Origin of the sequence: Acrocarpospora sp. B8E8, from assembly GCF_039871605.1 — a bacterium.
Taxonomy (GTDB): Bacteria; Actinomycetota; Actinomycetes; order Streptosporangiales; family Streptosporangiaceae; genus Acrocarpospora; species Acrocarpospora macrocephala.
Genome location: NZ_JBDPLV010000029.1, coordinates 1 through 21,683, shown reverse-complemented (window position 1 = coordinate 21,683; position 21,683 = coordinate 1). Strand labels below are relative to the sequence as shown.

The following is a 21,683-nucleotide window of genomic DNA, read 5'->3' as shown; positions in this document are numbered from 1 at the left end:
GGGGCCTCCTCCCATCCTCGGATGCGGACCTATTCCCCATCCATTATCCGGACGATAGTCTCCGAATAACGGCTAGCGGAAGGCGGACGACCCTGTACACCCTTGAAGAGATCAGCGCTCATCTCGAGATACGCGACGTGCTCCAGCGATACTGTCGCGGCTGCGACCGGCGAGACCCGGAACTGCTGAAGTCGGTCTACTTCCCGGACGCGGTCGACATCCGGGCCTACGACGCGCCGGACGCGACACCGGCGGAGTTCGCGCAGCGGCTCGTCGACGGGTTCGGCGACCTGCCGGAGTTCAGCCAGCACCACATCACGAACGTGATCATCGACCTCGACATCGAGGCGGGTGTCGCGAAGGTCGAGACCTACAACCTGGTGATGCATCCCGTCGGCCCGCAGACCAGCCTCGTGCTCCGGACCGAGGACAGCGGGACACACCTGCGCATCATGGGCGGTCGTGCCCTCGACCGCTTCGAGCGACGCGATGGGGAGTGGCGCATCGCCCGCCGAGTCATGCTCATCGACTGGTCGCGAGACGACCTGCCGGGCAACCCGATCTGGACGACCATCAAACAAGGGCTTCGACCGGGCGGACCCGGCACCGATCCCTCGTACGCCCATTTCCAGGGCACCTGAGCGTCGGGCCGCGCCGAACTCAGCCGACGGCGAGTTCGGCGCGCAGGCGGTCCACCCCGCCCGTCAAGGCGGCGTTGCTGTAGGACCGTCGCAGGTAGAAGTGGGCGTCGCATTCGTAGGTGAACCCCAGAGCGCCGTGCACCAGGATCGAAGACTCGGCGACGCGGCTGAACGCCTCCATGGCATGGCTGGCGGCTGCCAGCGCCAGCGCGGCCACGTCCTCGCCGCCCTCATCCACGGCGTCAATGGCCCCCCGCACAACCGCGCGGGTGGTCTCGACATCGACGAACATGTCCGCGCACCGGTGCCGTACCGCCTGGAAGCTGCCGATGCTCCGGCCGAAGGCGATCCGCTGCCGGGCGTAGCCGACCGCCGCGTCGTGCGCGGCCCGCATGCCGCCGAGGCAGTCGGCCGCGATGGCCACCAGCCAGGCCGCGCGCAACCGGGTGAGCTCCGCGGGGGAGAGACGTCCCAGCTCCCGGGTATGCGCCGAACGGAGCTCCAGCACCGCGGCGGGACGGCTCCGGTCGAGCACGGATAGCGCCTCACGACGGGCGTTGTCGAGCGTGACCAGGCAGACCACGGCCCCGGCGGCGTCAGGCAGCACCAGAACCAGGTGCTGGGCCGACAACCCGGCCGGTACGTAGCCCAGGCGGCCCGTGACCGACCGGTCCGCCTGGCGAACCGACTCCGCGCCGGCCAGGACTCCGGGCCACGCCACCGCCGTCGGACCGAGCAGGATCTGCCGGAGTTCCCCGGGCCGCGGCTGGGCCGCGAGACCTGCCCACAACGCGAGTGTCGACACCAGCAGATCCGGGGCGACCAGGCCCACGGCCGCCTCCTCGACGGCCGCGAGAACGTGCCGGAGCCCGCCACCGGCGGGTCCGGGCCCGTCCGGCAGCATCGCGTCGAGGATCCCGAGCTCGCTCAGCTGACGCCGGGTCGCGTCGTCGTCGCCGCCCTCGGTGCGCTCACGGAGACTCCGGCGGCTCCGCGCTGACTCCACGACCCGGGACAGCTCTGCCCTGATCTGGTGCTCGACGTCGTCGTCGGCGTGCATGGCTCACCCTTCCTTCGGCAGGCCGAGGATCCGGTTGGCGATGATGGTCTTCTGGACCTCGTCGGTCCCGCCGGCGTTCTTGATGCCGGGCCACGCGAGCGCGAGCTGGCTCCACCGGTCATCCACGACGATGTCGGGGCCGATGAGCCACCGGGCGAACCTGGCCGCCTCGAACACGCTCTCGGCCAGGAAGAGCTTGGCCGCCGAGCCCTCGGGACCTGGATCGCCGCCGCGCCGTACCGACCGGACCATCTGCCGCCGCAGTTGTTCGAGCACGATCCGCCGGGCACGGATGGCACCCAGGCCCGCGGCCACGTCGGGCTGGTGCAACCGCCCGCGGCGCGCCGCCTCCGCTCGCAGCTCGTCGTACGGGATCTGGTCGGCGCCCACGGCCAGGCGCTCGTTCATGAGCGTGGTCATGGCCACGGCCCAGCCCTGGCCCACCGGGCCGATGGGCGCGCCGACCGGTAGCGGAACCTGGTCGAGGAAGACTTCGTTGAACGTCGACGCCCCGGTCATCTGCCGGATCCGGCGGATCGACACGCCAGGTGCCGCCATGTCGAGTTCGAACGCGGTCAGGCCGCCGTGGCCGTCGGCACCGGTACGGGCCAGCAGGTAGCCACGCTGGGCCAGATGAGCCCATGACGTCCACACCTTCTGACCGGTGACCGTCCACGTGCCGTCCCGCTGGCGGGTGGCGCGGGTGCGCAGCGCGGCGAGGTCCGAGCCCGCGTCCGGCTCGGAGAACAGCTGGCACCACACCTCACGGCCGCTGATGATCCCCTCGATCGAGGCGCGTTTCTCGGGCGACCAGTGCACCAGCGTCGGCAGGACCATCCGCGTCGTGACTTCCAGCACGTGGGTCGGAACGTGGTAGCGCGACTCCTCGTCGGTGAACATGACGTCGTCGGCCTGGGACAACCCGCGTCCACCGAGCGTGGCCGGCAGCGAGAGGGCGGCCCATCCGGCCTCGAACTTGTGCCGCTGCCATCGGCGGGCAAGCTCGATGAGGGCCGGCTCCCGGGCCTCGTCGACGACCTCGAACGGGGAGAGCGGTGCGGGGCCGTCGGCGGCGAACCGCGGCGCGTGCTCACGTAGCCAGGCGGCCGCCTCCGCCCGGAGTGCCGCAGGCTCCACGGTCATGAGGGTCGCGCTCGCTCGTACATCTGCGTGATGGCGACCGAGCCGGCTCCCAGCATGTGGCACAGGCCGACCGATCGGCCCCCGCGCAGCTGGCGGACGGTCTCGTGGACCTGAGCGAGTCCGGTCGGGCCGCCGGGGTGGCCGCCGGCGATGAGGCCGCCGTGCGTGGAGAACTCCGGCAGGCCGAAGCGCTCCCGCGAGCCCGGGCCGAAGGCGCCCTTCTCGACCAGGCGCTCGGCATCGCCGTCGGCGGCGAACCCGAGAAACTCGTAGTAGTACAACTCCTCGATCGCGAAGGCGTCGTGCACCTGCACGACGTCGACGTCGGCCGGGCCCCGCCCGGTGGCCTCGTAGAGCGCGCCGGCCGCTCGCCGGGACATGGCGGGCGGCCCGACGATCGCCCCCTGGAAGACGTGCCCCGGGCTGTACGTCTCGCTCTCCACGTGTGAATGCAGCATCCGGACCGCGCGGTCGGCGCCGGACCGCGCGGCGAACTCCGCCGAGCAGACGACGGCGGCGGCCGCGCCCTCGCCCCAGGGGGTGCACATCATGCTCGTCAGCGGCGGCGCGATCATGCGGCTGGCGAGGACCTTCTCGACCGTGATCGGCTCGGCCGCCCGCCGGGCCGCGTAGGGGTTGTCGCGCGCGTAGTTCCAGTTCTTCGCGGCCACCGCCGCCAGGTGGCGCGGGGTGGTGCCACGGTCGTGCATCCGGCGGTGGGCCCACATGGCGAACAGCGCGGGAGCGGGCAGATTGCCCTCGCCCTCGATGATCTCCAGAGCGGACTGTTCGCTCTCCGGGCAGTCGACGCCCAGGACCAGCACCGCGTCGTAGGCGCCGGAGCCCACCCCCAGCCAGGCCAGATGCATGGCCGCCAGGCCCGAGGCGGAGGCATGCTCGGCGTGCAGCACCGCCAGGCCAGTGACCCCCAGCTCCTTGGCGAGGTAGACCCCGCGCGGGGTCAGCGGATGCGCGGAACCGCAGACGAAGGCGTCGAGATCGGCGAAGGCGCAGTCGGCGTCCGACAGCGCCGCCACCGACGCGTCCGCGGCCAGCCGGCGCGCCGAGCCCGGCGCGTACCGTCCGAACGGCACCATGCCGGTGCCGAGAACCATCACGTCACGCATGCGCGAACCACCTGTCCCCGTCGGGTGAGCCGGCCATCCGGTACCGCGCTCCGATCTGATGCTCGCCCGGCGCCAGCCGGACCTGCAGCCGGACCCCGTCGTCGAGATCGATCTGCCCGTACGCCGTGCCCTCGTACGTGGTCCACGAGTAGAGCACCCCCTCGGTCGCGAGGGCGGACTCGACCAGTGGGCGCAGCCGGCCGTCGACGCTCAGGGCCCTCGCCGGGTAGAAGACCTGCCCTGTCTCGGGATCCCTGCTTCCGTTCAGCGGCGCGGCCTCGGCCCGCGCCGGCATCAGGATGAACGTGTTCCGGTAGACCACGCGGAGTCCGGTGGCGTCGGAGAGTTCCGCGACCAGATCCACCAGGCGCATCTCACCGGCCCGGCCCGCACGCGTGCGCTCCGCGCCGACGTACTCCCGGACCTCGAAGACCTCGCCGACGCGCACCGGATCTCGGGTCAGCTGGATCGAGGTCTCGCCGAGCAGCGTCCGGGAGCGGTCGAATCCGACTCGGTCGATGGGATCGGGGTTGGGCAGCCAGAAGCTCAGGACGGACAGGTAGGTCGGCGGGACCGGGCGGCCCGGAGCCAGCGGTTCTGGCCAGCGCACCGCTTCCCCGAACCGCTTCGACGTGCCCAGCTCGACGGGGAACGTGCACCGTTGCTCGTCGCGGCCACCGCCGGCCGCGGGCGGCGCGTCGAGGCCGGCCAGTTCGAGGCTGACCTTGCGCTCGCCACCGCCGGTCAGGTCGGCGGTGGTCCGGTCGGGTCCGATCGACGACTCGGCCGCCAGGTCGAGCCCGAGTGGCACGATCCCGTGGTATCTGAGCCGGAGGAACCACGGTGCGCCCTCCGGCGGCGACGCCCCCTGGGACACCACGTGGGAGACCAGCCACGCACCGTGGAGCGCGCCCATGGCGAAGAGCTCCTCGTGGCCGGCCGCCCGGGCGAACGACGGATCGTAGTGCAGGGGATTCAGGTCGCCGCTGGCTCCGGCGTAGCGGACGACATCGGTGAGCTGGACGCTGCCAAGCCGGTCAGGCATGCCCGTCCGCCTCCGCGAACAGCTCCGGCCACGCCTTGTCGAGCTGGTCGAGCGTCCACCGATGGTCACCGGCCTTGATCCGGCGGCCCCGGGTCCAGGGCTGGACGACGGTCACCTCGTCGCCTTCCACGGTGTAGACCGTCCCGGAGGGGGCGCCGCACCCGGCCGACGCGAGCCACACCACGAACGGGCTGACGTTGTCCGGGTCGAAGAAGTCGAACCCGGCGTCCGGCTTCGCCACGGCGTCCACCGCCGCCGGCGAGCTCTCGGTCAGCCGGGTCCTGGCGCTCGGCGCGATCGCGTAGGAGCGCACGCCGAGCCGCTCGTTGAGCTCGAGGTGGCACTCGTAGGCGAACGTGGCGATTCCCGACTTGGCGGCCGCGTAGTTGGCCTGGCCAGGGCTGCCGAACAGACCAGAGATGCTCGTCGTGTGGATCAGCGCCGCGTCGCGGGGAGGGCGGTCAGGGTTCTCCTTGGCCCGGCCTCGCCAGTGGGCGGCCACCGCCCGGGTCGGGCAGAAATGACCGCGCAGATGGACCCGGATCACATCGTCCCACTCCCGCGCGGTCATGTTCACCAGCATCCGGTCGCGCAGGATCCCGGCGTTGTTGACGAGCACGTCGACGTCCCCGAAGGCGTCGAGGGCGGCCTGGACGAGCCGGTGGGCGCCCTCCCAGTCGGCGATGTCGTCACCATTGGCGATGGCCTCGCCGCCCGCTTCGCGGATCTCGCGGGCCACATCCTCAGCCGGACTGTCCTGACCGGGTTCGCCGTGCAGGCCGCCGCCGAGATCGTTGACAACGACCTTGGCCCCTTCCCGGGCGAGGTGGAGGGCGTACGACCGGCCAAGCCCCCGGCCCGCCCCGGTGACGATCGCCACTCTGTCCCGCAGTCTGCTCATCTCTTTCCTCACTCGCGAAATCCGCCGGCTGGACTCAGCCCTCTAGCCAAGAACGCAGATAGACACCGTCGTCGCTGGCGAGGGCGCCCTCGCCCAGCAGCAGTGGCTGGAACGTGTCCACCATCACGGCGAGTTCGTCCACCGCCTTCGCGCCGATGGACGCCGCGTAGGCCCCCGGTTGCGGGCCATGCGAATGGCCGCCGGTGTGCAGGGTCACCGAACCGGGGGCGACACCCGATCCAGAACGGGCCTCGTAGTTGCCGGCGACGTAGAACATGACCTCGTCGCTGTCGACGTTGGCGTGGTAGTAAGGCGCCGTCACGGCGTCGGGGTGGTAGTCGACCATGCGTGGCACGAAGTTGCACATCACGAAGTTGCGGCCCTCGAACACCTGGTGAACGGGCGGGGGTTGCAGGACGCGGCCCGTGAGCGGTTCGAAGTCGTGCACGCTGAAGGCGTACGGATACAGGCACCCGTCCCAGCCGACCGCGTCGAACGGGTGAAACGGGATCGTGTGGATCGTGCCCCCGATGCCGCCGCGGACCCGGTGTTTGATGTACACATCGGTCTCGTCGCCCGGGTCCTCGCCCAGGTCCTCGGCCAGCAGAGGCTCCGTGGGTCCGCGCAGATCGCGCTCGCAGTACGGCGACTGTTCCAGGAACTGACCCTGCCGGGACAGATACCGGCTCGGGGCCTGGATGTGTGAGTTCGCCTCCACGCAGTACGCCCCCAGCGGACCGGCGCCGGGGTCGGGGACCCATCGGTGCGTGGTCCCCCGGGGCACGACGACGTAGTCGCCGCTGGTCACCTCGAGCGTGCCGAAGACCGACTCCAGGCGAGCGCCGCCCCGCTCGATGAAGACGCACTCGTCGCCCACCGCGTTGCGATAGAAGGGCGAGCGTTCCCCGGCCACCACGTAGGCGATGCGGACGTCGTCGTTGCCCAGGATGAGCCGCCGGTCCCGGACCAGGTCCTTGCCGGCGCCGCCCGCCGGGAAGAGCCGGTGCAGCGTGAAATGCCGCGGATTCATCGGCTCGTTCTCGTGCAGGCCCATGTCACCCGGCTGCCACGTCGCGGCCCGGGCGATCGCGGACGGCAGGTTGCGGTGGTAGAGCAGGGACGACGTCGACGAGAACCCCTCTTCGCCGATCATCTCCTCGTAGACCAGCGTCGACCCGTCCGGACGATGGGCCGTGTGGCGCTTGCGGGAGATCGAGCCGACGGCCCGGTAGTACGTCATGACGCATTCCCTTCGGGGGTCCACGGCCGTGGGTTGTGGCGCGGCAGCAGGCGGTTCCCCGCGTCGATGACGAGGTCGAGACCGGTGATGTCGGCCGCCTGCGCCGAGGCCAGCCACAGCACGGCCGCCGTGACCGAGCTGGGATCGAGTTGGCGGCGTCCGGCGAGCAGCGTCATGGAATACCCTCCCGCAAGGAACTCCTCGCGGGAGGCGCCTGGGCGGACGCGGTCGTAGACCGCCTGGAAGTTGATCATCGGCGTGTCGACCAGCCCGGGACTGACCGAGTTGACCCGCACGCCGAACTCACCGAGTTCGGCGGCGAAGATCTTGGTGAGCTGCACGAGCGCCGCCTTGGAGGCCGCGTAGTGCGCGTAGTTCTGCGTCGGTATGGTGGCCGACGTCGACCCGATGATGATGATGTTGCCTTCGCGTCGTTGGATCATGGAGGGCGCGACCGCCTTGGCCATCCGCCAGCTTCCGTTGACGTTGACGTCGAACGTCGACGTCCAGGCTTCCTCCGCCACCTCCCAGAACCGCCCCGTGCTCCAGATACCATGGTTGAGGACGAGCGTGTCGATATGGCCGAACTCCGCCAGCACGGTGTCGGCCGCCGCCTGGACTTGACCCGAGTCGCGGACGTCGCAGGCGACCGCCAGGCCACGGGCGCCCGTCCCGGCGATCAGGTCGGCGGTCTCCCGCAGGTCGTCCGAGGTGGCCAGTTCATAGGGGAGGCCGTCGATCGGTACGCCGATGTCGAGCACGGCCACATCGGCACCGCGTGCCGCGAAGCCGAGCGCGTGACTGCGGCCCTGGCCGCGTGCTCCGCCGGTGATGAGGACGGTCTCTCGCGTCACGGTGTGGTGCCACCTCCACTTAAGCGCCAGATCCGACAAGAGTCGGAGATATGAGTCCGATTATCGGTGATTACACCTTCCCGGCCCGACCCGCAGACTGTCAAGAACCTGCCCCATTTCCCGAGCACCTGACAGGTGGACGCCGCATTGACAGGCCTCGATCCCCGATGACAGAGTGGCGGAAGAATCGGAGATATACGTCCGATAAGCGAACGGAGATAGGTCGTGAGCCCCACCCGCACGGACCTGCTGGCCGTGCCGATGGCGGACGTGCCTTCGGCGAACGAGATCTACTCGGGAGTCGCCCGCATCAGTGGCACCCTGTGGTGCACCCGGCACCGGGCCCACCCGGACCGGCGGGCGGAGACGGCCGTCGTCGCCGTGCATCCCTCCTCGAACTTCATGGGCCACTACGCGTTGACCGCGATCGCCGGCGCGGGGTACGACGCCATCGGCATGACCACGCGCTACCTCGGCAACGACTCCGCGCTCCTGCTGGAGAACTGCGTGGTCGACGTGGGCAGCGTCATCCGGTACCTGCGGACGGAGGGATACGAGCAGGTCGTCCTGTTCGGCAACTCCGGCGGCGGGGCGCTCGCCGCGCTCTACCAGAACCAGGCGGAACGGCCGAGCATCACCTCCTCCCCCGGCGGCGGCGGGCCCGATCTGACCAGAGCCGACCTCCCGCCGGCCGACCTCCTCATCCTCGCCATGGCCCACCCGGGCCGCTCGCAGTTACTGACCGAGACCCTGGACCCCTCGATCGCCGACGAAGCGGCGCCGTTCGCACGCGACCCCGGGCTGGACATGTACGACACCGCGAACGGCATTCCCTACGACGCCGACTGGCTGCGGGCCTACCGAACCGCCCAGCGGGCCCGCAACGACGCCATCACGGCGTGGGCGGAGGGGATGCTCGGCCAGCTGACCGACCGCGGAATCGCCGACCTTCCGTTCGTCGTCCACGGCGTCGGCGCGGACCCGCGCTATGTCGACCTGTCCATCGACCCGAACGACCGGGAACCGGGGACACTGTGGGGTGACCCCTGGAACGCCAACTTCCAGCCGGCGACCCTCGGCCATTTCACGACCGTCAGAGCCTGGTTGTCACAGTGGTCGCGCAGCCGGAGCAGAGGCCACGCCCCCGATCTGCTGCCCTCGGTCGCCGCGCCGGTCCACGTCATCTACGGCACGGCCGACCAGAGCTGCTTTCCCTCGCACGCCCGCGAGCTCTACGACAGCATCCCGCACGACGACCGCGCCCTCACCGCCATCGCCGGGGGGCGCCACTACCTGCACGGGCAACCCGAGCAGCTGGCAACCATGATCGATGCCGTGTCCACATGGATAGACGCCCATCGGGGTTGATTGAAGGGACAGCTCATGCCACCCACCGCGAACTACAGCCCGGAGGCGCTCGCCGCGCGGGCCGAGATCACCGACCGCATCCACCTCTACGCCCACTGTGTGGATCGGCGGCGCTGGGAGCTGCTGGACCAGGTCTTCCACGACGACGCCACCTGGTGGGTCTCCTCGATCGGTTCGGAGAAGGGCTGGCGGGAGGCGATGGAGAGCAGCCGCACGCTGTTCGCGGCGGCCCTCGACGCCACCCACCACCAGGTGGGCAACGTTCTGATCAGCCTGGACGGGGAGGTGGCGGTGAGCGAGACGCTCTGCACCGCCTACCACCGGGTCCGCGCGGACGCCCCGCTCGGCGGCATGTTCGGTGGCACCGGCTGCGCCTACGACCTGGTCGCCGGCGGCCGCTACCTCGACCGCTGGGAACTGCGCGGCGGTGACTGGAAGCTGGCCCGGCGCCGGGTCCACTCCGAGTGGCGCCATCAGCAGCCGGCTTCTGACGGCATCCTGTCCACGTACCCGCCAGAAGCGCGCGGCGCGTACGACGACACCGATCAGTCCACGCCCGTCATCCTCCGGTACCGCCGGCACCAGACGACCTCGGAGTGACCATGCCCAGTCCCCGCATCACGGCCAGTCTCACGTACTGGAGCACCCGCACCCCGAACGCCGTGGCGATCGAGTGCGACGGGACGACGCTGACCTGGCGCGAACTGGCCGACAGCGTCGAGTCCCTCGCGGAACACCTCGCGGCGGACGGCCTGCGCGCGGGCGACCGGATCGGATACCTGTGCCAGAACAGCGTCGGGGTCATCCAGACCATCCTGGCCGCGGTGGCGCTCGACGCCATCGTCGTCCCGCTCAACATCCGCCTCACCATCCCCGAGCTGAGCTGGATCGTGGCTGACGCCGGGCTGGACGCCCTGCTGGTGGACGAGGCGTACACCCGCCAGGCCCTCGAGCTGCGCGAGGGCCGCGAACTCCGGCTGTACTGGGAGGGACCCGGCTGCCCGTCGTGGGCCCGCCCGCTGGCTGCCCCGTCGGCCGGAGCGCCGACGGGCCGTCTGAAGCGGGCCGTCGGGGACCCGGACGTTCCGGCGTTCATCTCCTACACCTCGGGCACGACCGGCCGCCCCAAGGGTGCGATCCTGACGCACGGCAACTTCCTGGCCGCGGCGATCTCGTTCGCCACCACGGAGTCCATGACCAGGCACGACAGTTGCCTGCTGGTGCTGCCGTTGGCCTTCACCGGCAGTCTCATGGCCACCTGGGCGCCGACGTACTACACCGGCGCGAGATTCGTCATGCACCCCCGATTCGACGCGGCCCGCACCCTGGCCGAGCTGGAGCACGGGAACATCACCGTCTTTCCGGCCGTGCCGGTGGTCTTCGACCAGCTGGCCGCCCTGCCACGGTTCGATACCGCCGATCTGAGCACCCTGCGGGTCGCGAAGGCCGGTGGGGCTCCGCCCTCGGCAGCCACGCTCGCTCGCTATCTACGGCGCGGCATGCCGATCGGCCAGGGTTACGGGATGACCGAGAGCACCGGCGTGGGCGCTTCGCTGCCACAGGAAGACTTCGAGCGCAAGGCCGGATCCACCGGAGTCACGAACTACGGCATCGAGCTCGCCATCATGAACGAGGAGGGAGAGACGCTGCCGGACGACGAGGTCGGTGAGATCTGCCTGCGGGGGGCCGCCGTCATGCTGGGCTACTGGCGCGACCCCGAAGCCACGGCCGAGACCCTCCGCGATGGCTGGCTGCGCACGGGTGACCTCGGCCGGCTGGACCACGGGGGCTACCTCACCATCATGGGTCGGGAGAAGGACATGGTCCTGTCCGGCGGCCTGAACGTCTACCCCGGTGAGATCGAACGGATCATCATGCTCGATCCGCGGGTGTCCGAGGCCGCCGTCGTCGCCGTGCCCGACGCACTGTGGGGCGAGGTGCCCGCCGCCGTCGTGGTGAGCGACTCGGCCGACCTGACGGCCGCGATGGTGCTCGACGTCTGCCGGCTCGAACTGGCCGACTACAAGGTGCCCAAGTACGTGTACGTACGACCCGAGCCGCTCCCCCGGACGATGTCGGGCAAGGTGGCCAAGGCGGAGGTCCGGGCTGAACTCTCCGAGCACGTGTCATGACCCGGTACGAAACCAGAGAGGTCCACCTGGCGCGCCGCCCCGACGGGATGCCGGTCACCGACGACTTCCGCATGGTCACCACCTCGCTCGAACCGCCCGGTCCTGGCCAGGTCCTCGTGCGCAACGTCCTGATGTCCGTGGATCCGTACATGAGGGTGCGTATGGCCAAGCTCCCCTCGTACCCCCACTGGGAGCTCGACCAGGTCATGGACGGCAGCGCGATCGGCGTGGTGGAGCGGTCCGAGCACCCGGACCTGCCGGTGGGCACCGTGGTCAGCCATCGCCTCGGCTGGCGAGAGCACGCGGTCCTCGACGCCGGCCACGCGAGCACCGTGCGGCACATCGACGGGATCCCGCTGACCGCCCACCTGGGCGTGCTCGGCATGGCCGGATTCACGGCGTACGTCGGGCTCACCCAGATCGGAGCCCTCACGCCGGGCGAGTCACTGTACGTCTCGGGCGCGGCCGGCGCGGTCGGCAGTGCCGTCGGGCAGATCGCCCGAATCCTCGGTGCCGGCCGCGTCGTCGGCAGCGCCGGAACGCCGGCCAAGGTGGCGTACCTGGTGGACGGCCTCGGCTTCGATGGCGCCTTCGACTACCACGTCGAGTCCTTGAGCGAATGCGTGGCCACGAACATCCCCGACGAGATCGACGTCTACTTCGACAACGTCGGCGGCGGTCATCTCCAGGCCGCCCTCGACTCGATGAACCAGCACGGGCGCATCGTGGTCTGTGGGGCCATCGGTGAGTACAACGCGCTCCAGGGGCAGCCGGGTCCGAGCAACCTCATCTATGTGCTCACCAAGCGGCTGCGCATGGAAGGCTTCACCATCCGCGAGCACATGGCCGAGTACCCGGCCTTCGTCGCGCGGGCGACCACCTGGCTCCTGGACGGTCAGCTGAGGAGCACCGACACGGTCGTCTCGGGTCTGGAGTCGGCGGTCGACGCGTTCCGAGACCTGCTGGCCGGCCGCAATATCGGAAAAATGCTGGTACGCCTCTCCGAAGACCCGACGCCCCCGCCCGACCGTGGCACGGCGTCCGCCTAGCGTCGTAGGCGGACATCCGCCGCGCCGAGGAGTCCGCTATTCGGATATCATCAGCTCGGATGAGTGGGCGTCCGAGCGGAGGTGGGAGTGCCCGAGATCTCCAAGACCGTCGACCAGGCTCTGAAGTTGGTGGAAACGCTCTCGAACAACGGGCCCATGTCGATCAATGACCTGAGCCGCCATCACCAGCTTTCGCGAACGGTTGTCTACCGGCTCCTGACTACCCTGGAGGTCCACGGATTCGTCCGGCGCGCGCAGCTCATCTACAGCATCGGGCCCCGCCTGTTCGCGCTGGCTCGGCAGATGGAGGAAGAACTGCGCAATGTGGCCCGCGTGCCCATGAGCACATTGGCCGAGTCCATCAACGAAACCATCGTGCTCGTCGTTCGCGATGGATCGGACGCGCTGTCGGCGGACGTCATCCCTGGGCGTCGGCATCTGCTGCAAGTCAACTTCCCGCCCGGGTACCGGTATCCGCTGACCAGGACCGCGTCGGGGCGGGCGATCCTCGCGTTCCTGCCCGACGACGAGCGCGAGCAGGTCATCAGGAGCTCGACGACCAGCCCGGAGGAGCGGGCGCTGCTCGTGGAACAGCTCACCCAGGTGCGCCACCAGGGCTTCGCGTTGAGCAGCAACGAGTACCACAACGGCCTGGCCGGACTGGCGGTTCCGGTCCATGCCGACGGCGGCGTCGTCGCCAGTCTGGCGATCGTCACTCCCCTCGTCCGCTCGGAAGCGATCACGTCGGGAACCGCGGCGCTGTTGGCGGCGGCCAATCAGATCAGCCAGCGGATGTCCAACCTCAGCGGTGCCGCGGAGGAGTAGGCACGCCGACGATCGGACCCATTCGGCGAGGCGGCTGTGAGTTCCGTTCTCGCTTGTCGACTACCCCGGCCCGATCGGATGCATATCCACTTCTTCTCTCGCAGAACCCACGACACTCGACTCCGATAGTCGGACATTGATCTCCGACTTCTGTCGCGCAGTGCTGAATGAGGAGTCTCTGTGGTCTGTCCGGTGCCAAAACTCGCTCGTGGCGCCAGCCTGCGGCTTCGCGTCATCATCAGGCAGCTATGCGGTATAGGGGAGCGGATAGGCGCTCAGCCCTCCGGCTGGCGACGCGGAGGCGAGGTGGAGTGCCACCTAGGGCTTGCCGTCACCACCAGCGCGATTTTCGGGTCAACTCCTGCGCATTCCCAATCCGGGAACGCCTGATCCCCCGCCCGCAGGCTCTCGCACGTTGAGTGATCTTCTTTCGGAGAAATGGCCGCGAACTGGCAACGGTTTGGCGTACCGGTGCCACGAAGCGTGCGTGATGGTGGGCCTGGGCTGATATCGGTCCGCGCCGAAAGCCTCAGTTCGAGGAGATGAGGGTGCCCCGCAGCGTTCCGAACGGCGACGAAGGCGAGGTGCTTCGGGAGATGGAACGTATCGACCACTGGCTCTTGGACTACCTTGCCACGAGGGGCATGGCGAAACAGCGCACGTTCTATTCCAAACGCAGCTTCCTGCGTGACATCGTCAGCGCCCGGCCTGACCTGGCCTTGGATCACTGACGAAATGGGTAGCAAGATCCCTCCATCCGAGCCCGGCGACCGCAATGGCGCGAACGGTTGCAGCATCCTTGTAGCACAAGGTCAAACCAAAGCCTCGGGGCTGGCCCGCCTCTGCTCGCAGGTCAGTTGGGCGAGTTCCACGTGGCCTTGCCGACGCGGCTGCCAGCGGTCCCCGCCCGTCCCGCCGTCGCCGCTTCGACCAGCTGATGAAGCACCATTTTCTGGGCCTGGCTCTCCGATCTTTCCCAACCCGGTCAACGCTGCTCATCAAAGGTGAGCAGTGGAACGTCAAACAGGCTCGGCTGCCGAGGCCGTGTGAGGCTGGGACCCGCGATCTCCACGATGATGAGCTCCGCGATGAACTGCACCTGGGCAGCGAGCAAGTGGCTGGTCCGCCCGTCAGCGGAATCCTCCTTCAGACCGGTTGAGACATGAATGTGGGGGGCTAGGCAGTCCCGATCAGGATCCCAGGCCAAGGTTCCGCCGCCGAGCGCCTCAAGCGTTTTCACCTCAATGTGGTCCCACAAGGGGGCCTCGGGATTCTCCAGTGGCCCACAGGTTCCCACCAGCTTGGCGGAGCTGAACCCTCCGACGAAGGCGGGCAGATAGCCTGCGCGGATCGCATGCTCTGCACAGAATTTCTCCAACGAGGTGAAGAAGTCCTCCCCATGGTCGAAGGCGACGACGAACTCCCGGCCTCGGGTGAACTGTGTGGCGCGCATTCGGATCTCCTGCTCGTAGTGCGGTTATCGACGTTCGGTGAAGGCGGCCTTGGCCCTCGCGCGATCGACCCCCGCGCGCAACTGGGCCAAGAGCAGTAGCCGCGCCTTGTAGGGATCCAGCGAGCCGGCGCTGATCAGTCCGCGAGCCAGCAGGTCGCTTTCGGAGCCCGGGAAAGCATAGGTGGCAGTAAGGACGCTGCCAGCCCCGGTTCGGGAGGCCAGCACCACCGGGATGCGCTCCGCCAGCCTCTGTAGGGGTTCAACCCAGGTCTCCGGCACGTGACCAGCACCGAACGCGGCAACGACCAGCCCATCCGCGCGTAGGTCAAGGTCGTTGAGCACTGAGGTGTCGCCGCCCAGGGTCGTGTACACGATCTCGACGACGGCCGGCTGCAACGGCATCGGCACAGCGCGGTGGCGTCGCAGCCCGAAGTGCAGCCGAGGAACCCCTTCGATCACGTGACCGATCGGACCGGCACCCGGTGAGGAGAAGGCCGCGACACTGGTGGAGTGGACCTTCCGGACATGGCGTGCCGCATGGATCTCATCGGCGAAGACCACAAGCGCTCCCATGCCGCGAGCGTCAGTGCTGGCGGCCGTGCGCGTCGCCGCCAGCAGGTTCGCTGGGCCGTCGGCACCGGGCATTGCGGCGTTGCGCATCGCCCCGGTCAGCACCAAGGGCGCGTCCGCGTCGTAGAGCAGGTCCAAGAGGTAGGCGGTCTCCTCCAGCGTGTCGGTCCCCTGCGTTACGACGAAACCGTCTGTGCCAGTTGCTGCGGCCTTGTGAAGCAGTTCGACAAGCTCGGCGATGTCGTCGACGGTGAGTGAGGCGCCCGGGATCCGGCGGAAGTCCTCAACGATGATCGTGATCCCTTGGTCCAGGCCGGGTACTGCGGCGACGAGGTCAGCGCCGGCCAGGCGTGGCGACACCCCACCTGTCTCACCGGAGGCCCTGCTCATCGCGATCGTGCCGCCGAGGGTGACCACCAGGATTCGGCGGTTCTGCTCTGGGGTGTCAGGAGGCATGGGCTGGCCTTTCTGCAGGGACGGTTGGCTGCTTGTACAGGGATCAGCTTCGTCGGCCTACCGGTCGGCGGCAAGGCAGCCCAGGAAGCGCAGCACCTGGTCGAGGGCCTCGACGCTGATCAGTCTGCTGCGCGGGCGCACCAGACTGGATACCCCGCAGTCGCCCAGGTCACGGCACCTGCTGGTGATCCAGCGCCAGTCGAGATCGAGGTAGCCGGCCAGGGCACGCAACCGCGTCTCGGGGTCGGGTCCTATCATGAGGCCTTGATCGGTAGCCTCGCGAAGGGCCTCGTGATAGCTACGCAGGTCGGCCCGGGCGGTGGTGGTGTCCGCTCGCCAGAGCGCTTCGGTGCGCACCCATGTCGCCACGATCGCGCGCTGACCTGGCACCAGTACGAATCCGTCGACGGTGGAGTACTCAGGGCGTGCCGTCACCTGGACGCGGATTCCATACATCTCCATCAGCGCAATGGCCAGGAAGAGTAGAACCCGCTCGTACCGACCGCTGCGGGCGACCTCGGCCTAAGGAATACAGAACGTCCGCGACAGCTTGTTGACCGCACCACCGAACCGCCGCCCCAGAGACTGCAGGTAGGCGATCTTGTGCCGGAAGAAGAGCCAGGCGGCGGCCTCCTCACCGGTTTGCTCCCTGGTCCAGAACAGTGGTACCTCCGACGCTCCATCGAGACGACGCTGAATATGCTGCGCGCAGAACGCCGACCCGAGCCACGCGGCCCCCACCGCGGTGAGCATGGGAAGTGTCATCCGGCTGGGAGCCGAACGCGGAAGCTGGAGGTAGGTCTCAAGCACCTGCTGCTCGTCATCAAGGGTCTGGTCATCGGCCAGGAGTCCGTCATCGAGCTGTACCAAGGACCACAGAATGCCGTACGTCAGGTCGTCCAGTTCGTGGGCACCTGAAACTGCGAATCCCTCATCGCGGGGTGTGAAGGCGGCCAGATTCCTGCGGGTGTTCGCGGAGTCGATGACATAGAGGCGCAGGTCATCGTCTTGCTCCTCTACCCCGACGAGCAGGCCGCGGCGGGCTGGCCGGAGGAACCTGCCCAGCGCCGCAGTGTCCGGAGGACGGAGACGGACCTCCTCACCACGTCTTGCCGCCGGGAGGAAGTGGACAGCCGAGGTGGTGCCGTCCAGGACGTTGCGTCCGATCAATTCCCAGGAGTCCGCAACGTCACCGGCCGCCGAGAGGAACAGTCGCGAAGTGGGCCATCTCTCACCGATGACGACGGACGCCTGTAAGCCGTCACGGTCGTGGACGGTCTTGCGGGCGTGGAGGACATCAGGGGCGGGAGAGAACAGGTCTGTCCAGGGGAAGCCCAAGAGGCGCTCCAGCACCCGAGAAGCATCGTTCTGTGGACGTCCGTACCAGTGTCCGGCGTACCAGCGGTCAAATGTGCCCGAGCCACGGTCACGCTGGCGAGCCGTGGAGCCTCAGCCTCTTTGGCCAGCGTGCGCGCCGTCTCCTCGAAGTGACCGCAAAACACCACCCAGTTGTCCCAGTGGGGCCGGCGGCGGATCAGCCCATTGAGGCGGAGCCGTCGCAAATCATAGGTCATCTGGCCGGTTGTGTAGCTGGTGCTGCCGAGCAGTCCGGTCATCAAGACGCGAAGGTTCTTGTTGGTGAAACCGGTCGCGGGAAACCGACGACCTGCCCGCCGGTCTGCAGGCTGGGCACGTACCCGTTGAGATAGATCCGATCGACGCAGTCGAAGTCGAGCACCACATACCCGTCGAGGATGTCCGTCAATGTCACGGGACGGATCATATCAATCACCTACCGCAACCGTTCCTACGGTTGCGAGTGTCCACCGACCCGCGCGATTACGCCAGCCGAACCACGAACCTCGGCGGCCTGAGGCGGAGCCTCATTAGAAACCTCTCCTCGCTGGTCCACAGCCGCTACATAGTGGGTCAACAGCGTATAAGCTGATCAGAACGAAGAACACCAGTTCCCCGATCGTGGGACGGACGCAGTGACAGCAGCTCCTCATGCCAGCGTGCAATTAAAAGTTGCAATCCAAACAGTACGGGCTAGCACACGCCGATTGGCCCTGATTCCGCCAGCGAGCGGTTAGGTGTTCATGTACTCACGACCCACCGAGGTGCTACGCAAATAGTAGATAAACCTGGCAATTCTGTGAAGCTACCCCTACAAGATTGTCTTGTCGTACTTGGCACCCCTAACGAAGGGAAAGATAGATGAAAATCCGAATTTCCATCACCGCTTTAGAGCCGGAAGAAGAGCTTAGATCGCTGTACAACTGGCTACGGGATGAGCCTGTCGTTCGCCAGAACTCTCATATTAGCCTCGATGGCAGAGAACTCAAACCCGATGAGATGGGCGACACTCTAGATCTCATCACCCTAGTTGTGACGAGCGGTCTGCAACTCCCTGCCCTCATTGAAACGATCTCAGGATGGAGGGCAACGCGTCGCAATCAGCCAACTGTGATCTTGTACAGAGGCGATCTGCGCATAGAATTCACTGATACAAATATTGATGAAGTACTAAAGATTTTGGATGCTTTGGAGGGTGACGATCAAGATTGAGTCTTCCTAGCGTTACAGCGTCTCGAGTAGTCCTCATTGGCACTAGCTCCTATATGCATATGAAGGATCTACCGGCCGTCGAAAACAACCTACAGGCCTTTCGTGAACTATTTCGCGATGAGAAGCTTTGGGGACTTCCTGAGGAACATTGCACAGTGGTCTCGAACCCAGGCTCCGCCTCAGCGATGCTCGACCCTGTCCGGACAGCAATTGCCGCAGCCGAAGATACTCTGATCGTGTATTTCGCTGGGCATGGCCTTATGGATACCTCCGGAAAGGAGCTTTACCTCACAATACCTGGTTCTGACGGTAAACGCCTCTACACAGCGGTAGCTTATGAGCATCTTAGACATGAGCTTCTGGAGAGCCGAGCACGAAACAGGATCGTCATACTTGATTGTTGCTATAGCGCCAGAGTTCTAGGCGTGATGAGTGGTCAAGAAGATGGTGAGCTATTAGCAGACATGGCGGCAGTTAGCGGCACGTATGTGATGGCGGCTTCGGACAAAATCGCACTTACGGCCGATGAGTATAGCGAATTTAGTGGTGAACTAATTCGCCTCATAGGGGAGGGAATTCCGGACCAACCTGAACTTCTCACCGTCAACAACATCTTTCGACACGCGCAAGCGGCGCTACGCGACAAAGGCAAGCCGGTACCCCAGAAAAGGGATACACACTTTACGCATAATCTATTCCTAGTACGGAATAAATGGTTTTCAGATAATCACGATTCCCCCCTTATTGGCCCAATTGATCATCCACTCCCTCAAACCCTTTATGAGCGGCGGAGGGACTTGCATGACGCTGGCGTCCACCGGCCGCTCCAGGCTGGAATCTGCGGCACAGCCGATCGTGGCGCCGAGTCCATCGTAGTTTCAGGCGGCTATAAGGATGACCACGATTACGGGAATGTCATAATTTATACTGGACACGGCGGGCGCGACCCAAATACTGGACGCCAAGTACGCGACCAATCAGCCTATGACAGTGGCAATGCCGCTCTAATAAAAAGCATCATGACAGGGTTCCCTGTGCGCGTTGTCCGAGGCTCCGGCGGAAATCCAGAATTCTCACCACAGGCTGGCTACAGCTACGACGGCCTCTATACTGTGACAGACTACTGGACCAAGAAGGGGGTAGATGGCTTTTCCGTTCTCCAATTTAGACTAGAAAAGCAACTTAATGCGCCTGCTAGTGCCATGAACGCAGCTAACTGGTCAAGGATATCGGGTGGCATATATGCAGACCTGCGACTCGCTGACAAGTTAAATAGAATATATGACTACTCATGCCAGATGTGCGGTGTGACGCTTGAAGCACCGGGCGGTTTGCGGTTTGCCTCGGCAGTACACATCCAAGGCCTTAGCGTTCCGCATAACGGGCCCGACTCGCTCGATAACATGCTGTGCCTATGCTCAAATCATCGCGACCTCTTTCGCTATGGTTCGATCGTAATCGGGGACGCTCTGGAGATTATTGACCAGATTGGGAATGAGCCCCTAGGCGTCTTGATCGAAAAACACCATATCAATCGTGCGTATCTTAGCTACCACCGCCAGCATCATTCAATATACAATGCGCCAACCTAAGCGTGCAAGAGTCGCCCCTGTCGCTTGATGGACTACCTCACGTCTTCGCTGAGCTCAGTCCATAGTTTGATCCCCGCCGTGTACTTACTCCCTGTGCAAGCTCCGTATAGAATGCCGCAGAGATGCAGCCCCATCGGTGGGAGGATCCGTCTAGCGGCCGGACCGAGAGGGCACCTACCCCCAGATCAGATTCGTCGAACGGCCAACTGGTAAACGAACGGCTCCACAGATGGACAGCTCTTTCCGGGTTCATCTCGCCGGTTCCTGATCACTTCTTGAGCGGCTTGCTGAACTGCTGACTGCGATTCACCGGCGTTGGTGATCAGACAGATGGCCGTGCCCGTGTCCTTGTCATAAAAGACCCCAGCCGGAATGCCTCAAACAAACGTCGCAGGATCGATTCGGGGAGCTCGGTCAGGTCGGGCGTCCCGATCGGGAGCAGGTCCAGCAGTTCCGGGCTTTGACGCACCGGCTCGTTTGACGGCAGAGGCGAGAATGCTGTCGACGGCACTCCTGGTCACCGTGAACCTTGGCTTGATCACCTACAGCCTGACCTGGATGGCGCGTTCGGTGCGCCAGCTGCGGGCCGCGCGGCGGGAACTGGCCGAGGTCGCGTTGGCCGAGGCGCGGCTGCGATTCGCTCAGGACCTGCACGACCTGGTCGGTCTGAGCCTGTCGGCGATCACGCTGAAGAGCGATCTGACCCGCAGATTGATCCTTCGGGACCCGGGCCGGGCCCGTACCGTGCTGGCGGATGTTCTGGAGATCTGCCGGCACGCGCTGGCCGACGCGCGGTCGGTGGCCAGCGAGTATCGCGAGATGTCACTCGAGGCGGAGTGCCGGACCGCACAGTCGTTGCTGGCCACCGCGGAGCTGGACGTGCGGATAAACCTCGACTACGGCGAGCTGCCCGCTGAGGTGGCGACCGTGCTGGCCACGGTTCTACGCGAAGGCGTCACCAACGTGTTTCCGTGCCGTCGACGAAGCCCAGCAGGTCTCGTACGTCGAAATACTTGAATCCCGCCACCTCATCGCGGACCGTCACCACCTCCCGCACCCGGTCCATGATCTCCGACCCAGCGCGAAGCACAGGTCCGGCCGCTGGGCGCGGATGTGAAACAGCAGATCGCCCGGTGTGGCCACCGCGTGGTGGACCGGGGCCGGTCAGTTCGCGGAACGGGTGCAGCTCGGCGGGGCGCGGCCCGGCGAACAACCGGTCCCAGGCCCGTGAACCGATCCCGGTGACGCAGCTCAGCCTGCCCTCCTGCGACCGGAATCCGACGGCCCTCTCCAGGCCTGCCAGATCAGCGAGCAAGTCCCGCACGCGGGACTCACCTCCTGGATCGATCGTCACCACGAGGAAGAGCGCCGCCCTCGTCAGAGGGCTCAGCACCGCCTGCGGGTTCACCTCCCGCCCCGGCCCCGCCATAGCCGTTCACCCCCTGGTAACGCCACCACGGCTACCCCACCGATCCCGCATGTACCCGTAGTCGCCCTCCGCCATACCCACTCGCTCACCGCCTACGCGGAGTCCCAGAGCTCCGGAAGTTGGTGACCCGCACGTGCGCTCACGTGCGGGTTCCTACACATCACATCTCTGCAAATCTTGTTGAAATAAGATAAGGTGTGAAGGTGTCCGCAGCCGTAGCGGTCATGCTT

The 21,683-nt window shown here is 66.7% G+C and carries 23 protein-coding genes; 10 read left to right on the top strand and 13 right to left on the bottom strand.

Features of this window, described 5'->3' with window-relative positions; genetic code table 11:
* Nucleotides 1-38: 38 nt before the first annotated feature.
* Nucleotides 39-641 carry a nuclear transport factor 2 family protein gene (locus tag ABGB08_RS26365; RefSeq protein WP_347594953.1) on the top strand — a complete coding sequence of 201 codons (603 nt, stop codon included), beginning with the start codon at nucleotides 39-41 and terminating at the stop codon, nucleotides 639-641.
* A 19-nt stretch (nucleotides 642-660) separates the two neighbouring features.
* On the opposite strand, the gene ABGB08_RS26360 is transcribed toward ABGB08_RS26365, so the two are convergent.
* From ABGB08_RS26360 to ABGB08_RS26330, 7 genes are read right to left on the bottom strand one after another with little or no spacing between them, the layout of a single operon-like run.
* Complete coding sequence (locus ABGB08_RS26360; RefSeq protein WP_347594761.1) at nucleotides 661-1,701, bottom strand: acyl-CoA dehydrogenase; 1,041 nt, start codon at nucleotides 1,699-1,701, stop codon at nucleotides 661-663.
* 3 nt (nucleotides 1,702-1,704) lie between these two features.
* Nucleotides 1,705-2,844 (bottom strand): acyl-CoA dehydrogenase family protein, encoded by a 1,140-nt coding sequence (locus ABGB08_RS26355; protein ID WP_347594759.1) that lies wholly within the window; start codon nucleotides 2,842-2,844, stop codon nucleotides 1,705-1,707.
* Nucleotides 2,841-3,971 carry a thiolase family protein gene (locus ABGB08_RS26350; RefSeq protein WP_347594757.1) on the bottom strand — a complete coding sequence of 377 codons (1,131 nt, stop codon included), beginning with the start codon at nucleotides 3,969-3,971 and terminating at the stop codon, nucleotides 2,841-2,843. The genes ABGB08_RS26355 and ABGB08_RS26350 overlap by 4 nt, the downstream gene beginning before the upstream one ends.
* Nucleotides 3,964-5,016 (bottom strand): MaoC family dehydratase N-terminal domain-containing protein, encoded by a 1,053-nt coding sequence (locus tag ABGB08_RS26345; RefSeq protein WP_347594755.1) that lies wholly within the window; start codon nucleotides 5,014-5,016, stop codon nucleotides 3,964-3,966. Before ABGB08_RS26345 ends, ABGB08_RS26350 begins: the two co-directional genes overlap by 8 nt.
* On the bottom strand, nucleotides 5,009-5,917 hold the full coding sequence (locus tag ABGB08_RS26340; protein WP_347594753.1) for an SDR family NAD(P)-dependent oxidoreductase: 909 nt from the start codon (nucleotides 5,915-5,917) through the stop codon (nucleotides 5,009-5,011). Before ABGB08_RS26340 ends, ABGB08_RS26345 begins: the two co-directional genes overlap by 8 nt.
* 34 nt (nucleotides 5,918-5,951) lie before the next feature.
* A complete protein-coding gene (locus tag ABGB08_RS26335; protein WP_347594751.1) occupies nucleotides 5,952-7,157 on the bottom strand; it encodes a homogentisate 1,2-dioxygenase domain-containing protein in 1,206 nt (401 codons plus the stop codon).
* Entirely contained in the window at nucleotides 7,154-8,011 is an 858-nt protein-coding gene (locus ABGB08_RS26330; RefSeq protein WP_347594749.1) for an SDR family oxidoreductase, read from the bottom strand. Before ABGB08_RS26330 ends, ABGB08_RS26335 begins: the two co-directional genes overlap by 4 nt.
* A 225-nt stretch (nucleotides 8,012-8,236) precedes the next feature.
* Between ABGB08_RS26330 and ABGB08_RS26325 the strand changes: the two genes are divergently transcribed.
* The 6 genes from ABGB08_RS26325 (at nucleotide 8,237) to ABGB08_RS26300 (ending at nucleotide 14,116) form a co-directional block, all read left to right on the top strand.
* Nucleotides 8,237-9,379: an alpha/beta hydrolase gene (locus tag ABGB08_RS26325; protein WP_347594747.1), complete on the top strand. Its 1,143-nt coding sequence runs from the start codon at nucleotides 8,237-8,239 to the stop codon at nucleotides 9,377-9,379.
* Between the two features lie 15 nt (nucleotides 9,380-9,394).
* The gene (locus ABGB08_RS26320) at nucleotides 9,395-9,979 is read left to right on the top strand and encodes a nuclear transport factor 2 family protein (protein WP_347594745.1); all 585 of its coding nucleotides are present in this window, start codon (nucleotides 9,395-9,397) and stop codon (nucleotides 9,977-9,979) included.
* A gap of 2 nt (nucleotides 9,980-9,981) precedes the next feature.
* Nucleotides 9,982-11,511, top strand: a complete 1,530-nt coding sequence (locus tag ABGB08_RS26315; RefSeq protein ID WP_347594743.1) for an AMP-binding protein — start codon at nucleotides 9,982-9,984, stop codon at nucleotides 11,509-11,511.
* Entirely contained in the window at nucleotides 11,508-12,560 is a 1,053-nt protein-coding gene (locus ABGB08_RS26310) for an NADP-dependent oxidoreductase (protein WP_347594741.1), read from the top strand. The genes ABGB08_RS26315 and ABGB08_RS26310 overlap by 4 nt, the downstream gene beginning before the upstream one ends.
* An 87-nt stretch (nucleotides 12,561-12,647) precedes the next feature.
* Entirely contained in the window at nucleotides 12,648-13,385 is a 738-nt protein-coding gene (locus tag ABGB08_RS26305) for an IclR family transcriptional regulator (RefSeq protein ID WP_347594739.1), read from the top strand.
* A 548-nt stretch (nucleotides 13,386-13,933) separates the two neighbouring features.
* Nucleotides 13,934-14,116, top strand: coding sequence for a hypothetical protein (locus ABGB08_RS26300; RefSeq protein WP_347594737.1), 183 nt, complete (start codon nucleotides 13,934-13,936; stop codon nucleotides 14,114-14,116).
* A gap of 254 nt (nucleotides 14,117-14,370) precedes the next feature.
* Here the strand turns inward: ABGB08_RS26300 and ABGB08_RS26295 are convergent, their stop codons facing one another.
* The 5 genes from ABGB08_RS26295 to ABGB08_RS26275 form a co-directional block, all read right to left on the bottom strand.
* Nucleotides 14,371-14,838: a DUF296 domain-containing protein gene (locus ABGB08_RS26295; RefSeq protein ID WP_347594735.1), complete on the bottom strand. Its 468-nt coding sequence runs from the start codon at nucleotides 14,836-14,838 to the stop codon at nucleotides 14,371-14,373.
* Nucleotides 14,839-14,862: 24 nt separating this feature from the next.
* Nucleotides 14,863-15,825 carry an asparaginase gene (locus ABGB08_RS26290; protein ID WP_347594733.1) on the bottom strand — a complete coding sequence of 321 codons (963 nt, stop codon included), beginning with the start codon at nucleotides 15,823-15,825 and terminating at the stop codon, nucleotides 14,863-14,865.
* A 96-nt stretch (nucleotides 15,826-15,921) separates the two neighbouring features.
* Nucleotides 15,922-16,326: a hypothetical protein gene (locus ABGB08_RS26285; RefSeq protein WP_347594731.1), complete on the bottom strand. Its 405-nt coding sequence runs from the start codon at nucleotides 16,324-16,326 to the stop codon at nucleotides 15,922-15,924.
* Between the two features lie 60 nt (nucleotides 16,327-16,386).
* Nucleotides 16,387-17,217 carry a hypothetical protein gene (locus ABGB08_RS26280; protein ID WP_347594729.1) on the bottom strand — a complete coding sequence of 277 codons (831 nt, stop codon included), beginning with the start codon at nucleotides 17,215-17,217 and terminating at the stop codon, nucleotides 16,387-16,389.
* 262 nt (nucleotides 17,218-17,479) lie between these two features.
* A complete protein-coding gene (locus ABGB08_RS26275) occupies nucleotides 17,480-17,635 on the bottom strand; it encodes a hypothetical protein (RefSeq protein ID WP_347594727.1) in 156 nt (51 codons plus the stop codon).
* A gap of 446 nt (nucleotides 17,636-18,081) precedes the next feature.
* Here ABGB08_RS26275 and ABGB08_RS26270 point away from each other — a divergent pair, with 446 nt between their 5' ends.
* The 3 genes from ABGB08_RS26270 to ABGB08_RS26260 all read left to right on the top strand — a co-directional run bounded on the left by ABGB08_RS26270 (nucleotide 18,082) and on the right by ABGB08_RS26260 (nucleotide 21,041).
* Entirely contained in the window at nucleotides 18,082-18,432 is a 351-nt protein-coding gene (locus tag ABGB08_RS26270; RefSeq protein WP_347594725.1) for a hypothetical protein, read from the top strand.
* Nucleotides 18,429-20,024: a YDG/SRA domain-containing protein gene (locus ABGB08_RS26265; RefSeq protein WP_347594723.1), complete on the top strand. Its 1,596-nt coding sequence runs from the start codon at nucleotides 18,429-18,431 to the stop codon at nucleotides 20,022-20,024. The genes ABGB08_RS26270 and ABGB08_RS26265 overlap by 4 nt, the downstream gene beginning before the upstream one ends.
* 495 nt (nucleotides 20,025-20,519) lie before the next feature.
* Complete coding sequence (locus ABGB08_RS26260; protein WP_347594721.1) at nucleotides 20,520-21,041, top strand: histidine kinase; 522 nt, start codon at nucleotides 20,520-20,522, stop codon at nucleotides 21,039-21,041.
* Here ABGB08_RS26260 and ABGB08_RS26255 read toward each other — a convergent pair.
* A complete protein-coding gene (locus ABGB08_RS26255; protein ID WP_347594719.1) occupies nucleotides 20,980-21,453 on the bottom strand; it encodes a Dyp-type peroxidase domain-containing protein in 474 nt (157 codons plus the stop codon). The genes ABGB08_RS26260 and ABGB08_RS26255 overlap by 62 nt on opposite strands.
* Nucleotides 21,454-21,683 lie beyond the last annotated feature (230 nt).

Bases quoted from the DNA above. Each gene is read 5' to 3' on its own strand.
- ABGB08_RS26345 (WP_347594755.1), bottom strand. From the start codon at position 5,016: ATGCCTGACCGGCTTGGCAGCGTCCAGCTCACCGATGTCGTCCGCTAC.
- ABGB08_RS26355 (WP_347594759.1), bottom strand. From the start codon at position 2,844: ATGACCGTGGAGCCTGCGGCACTCCGGGCGGAGGCGGCCGCCTGGCTA.
- ABGB08_RS26350 (WP_347594757.1), bottom strand. From the start codon at position 3,971: ATGCGTGACGTGATGGTTCTCGGCACCGGCATGGTGCCGTTCGGACGG.
- ABGB08_RS26260 (WP_347594721.1), top strand. From the start codon at position 20,520: ATGCTGTCGACGGCACTCCTGGTCACCGTGAACCTTGGCTTGATCACC.
- ABGB08_RS26335 (WP_347594751.1), bottom strand. From the start codon at position 7,157: ATGACGTACTACCGGGCCGTCGGCTCGATCTCCCGCAAGCGCCACACG.
- ABGB08_RS26270 (WP_347594725.1), top strand. From the start codon at position 18,082: ATGAAAATCCGAATTTCCATCACCGCTTTAGAGCCGGAAGAAGAGCTT.
- ABGB08_RS26360 (WP_347594761.1), bottom strand. From the start codon at position 1,701: ATGCACGCCGACGACGACGTCGAGCACCAGATCAGGGCAGAGCTGTCC.
- ABGB08_RS26320 (WP_347594745.1), top strand. From the start codon at position 9,395: ATGCCACCCACCGCGAACTACAGCCCGGAGGCGCTCGCCGCGCGGGCC.
- ABGB08_RS26295 (WP_347594735.1), bottom strand. From the start codon at position 14,838: ATGCGCGCCACACAGTTCACCCGAGGCCGGGAGTTCGTCGTCGCCTTC.
- ABGB08_RS26310 (WP_347594741.1), top strand. From the start codon at position 11,508: ATGACCCGGTACGAAACCAGAGAGGTCCACCTGGCGCGCCGCCCCGAC.
- ABGB08_RS26285 (WP_347594731.1), bottom strand. From the start codon at position 16,326: ATGGAGATGTATGGAATCCGCGTCCAGGTGACGGCACGCCCTGAGTAC.
- ABGB08_RS26315 (WP_347594743.1), top strand. From the start codon at position 9,982: ATGCCCAGTCCCCGCATCACGGCCAGTCTCACGTACTGGAGCACCCGC.
- ABGB08_RS26255 (WP_347594719.1), bottom strand. From the start codon at position 21,453: ATGGCGGGGCCGGGGCGGGAGGTGAACCCGCAGGCGGTGCTGAGCCCT.
- ABGB08_RS26340 (WP_347594753.1), bottom strand. From the start codon at position 5,917: ATGAGCAGACTGCGGGACAGAGTGGCGATCGTCACCGGGGCGGGCCGG.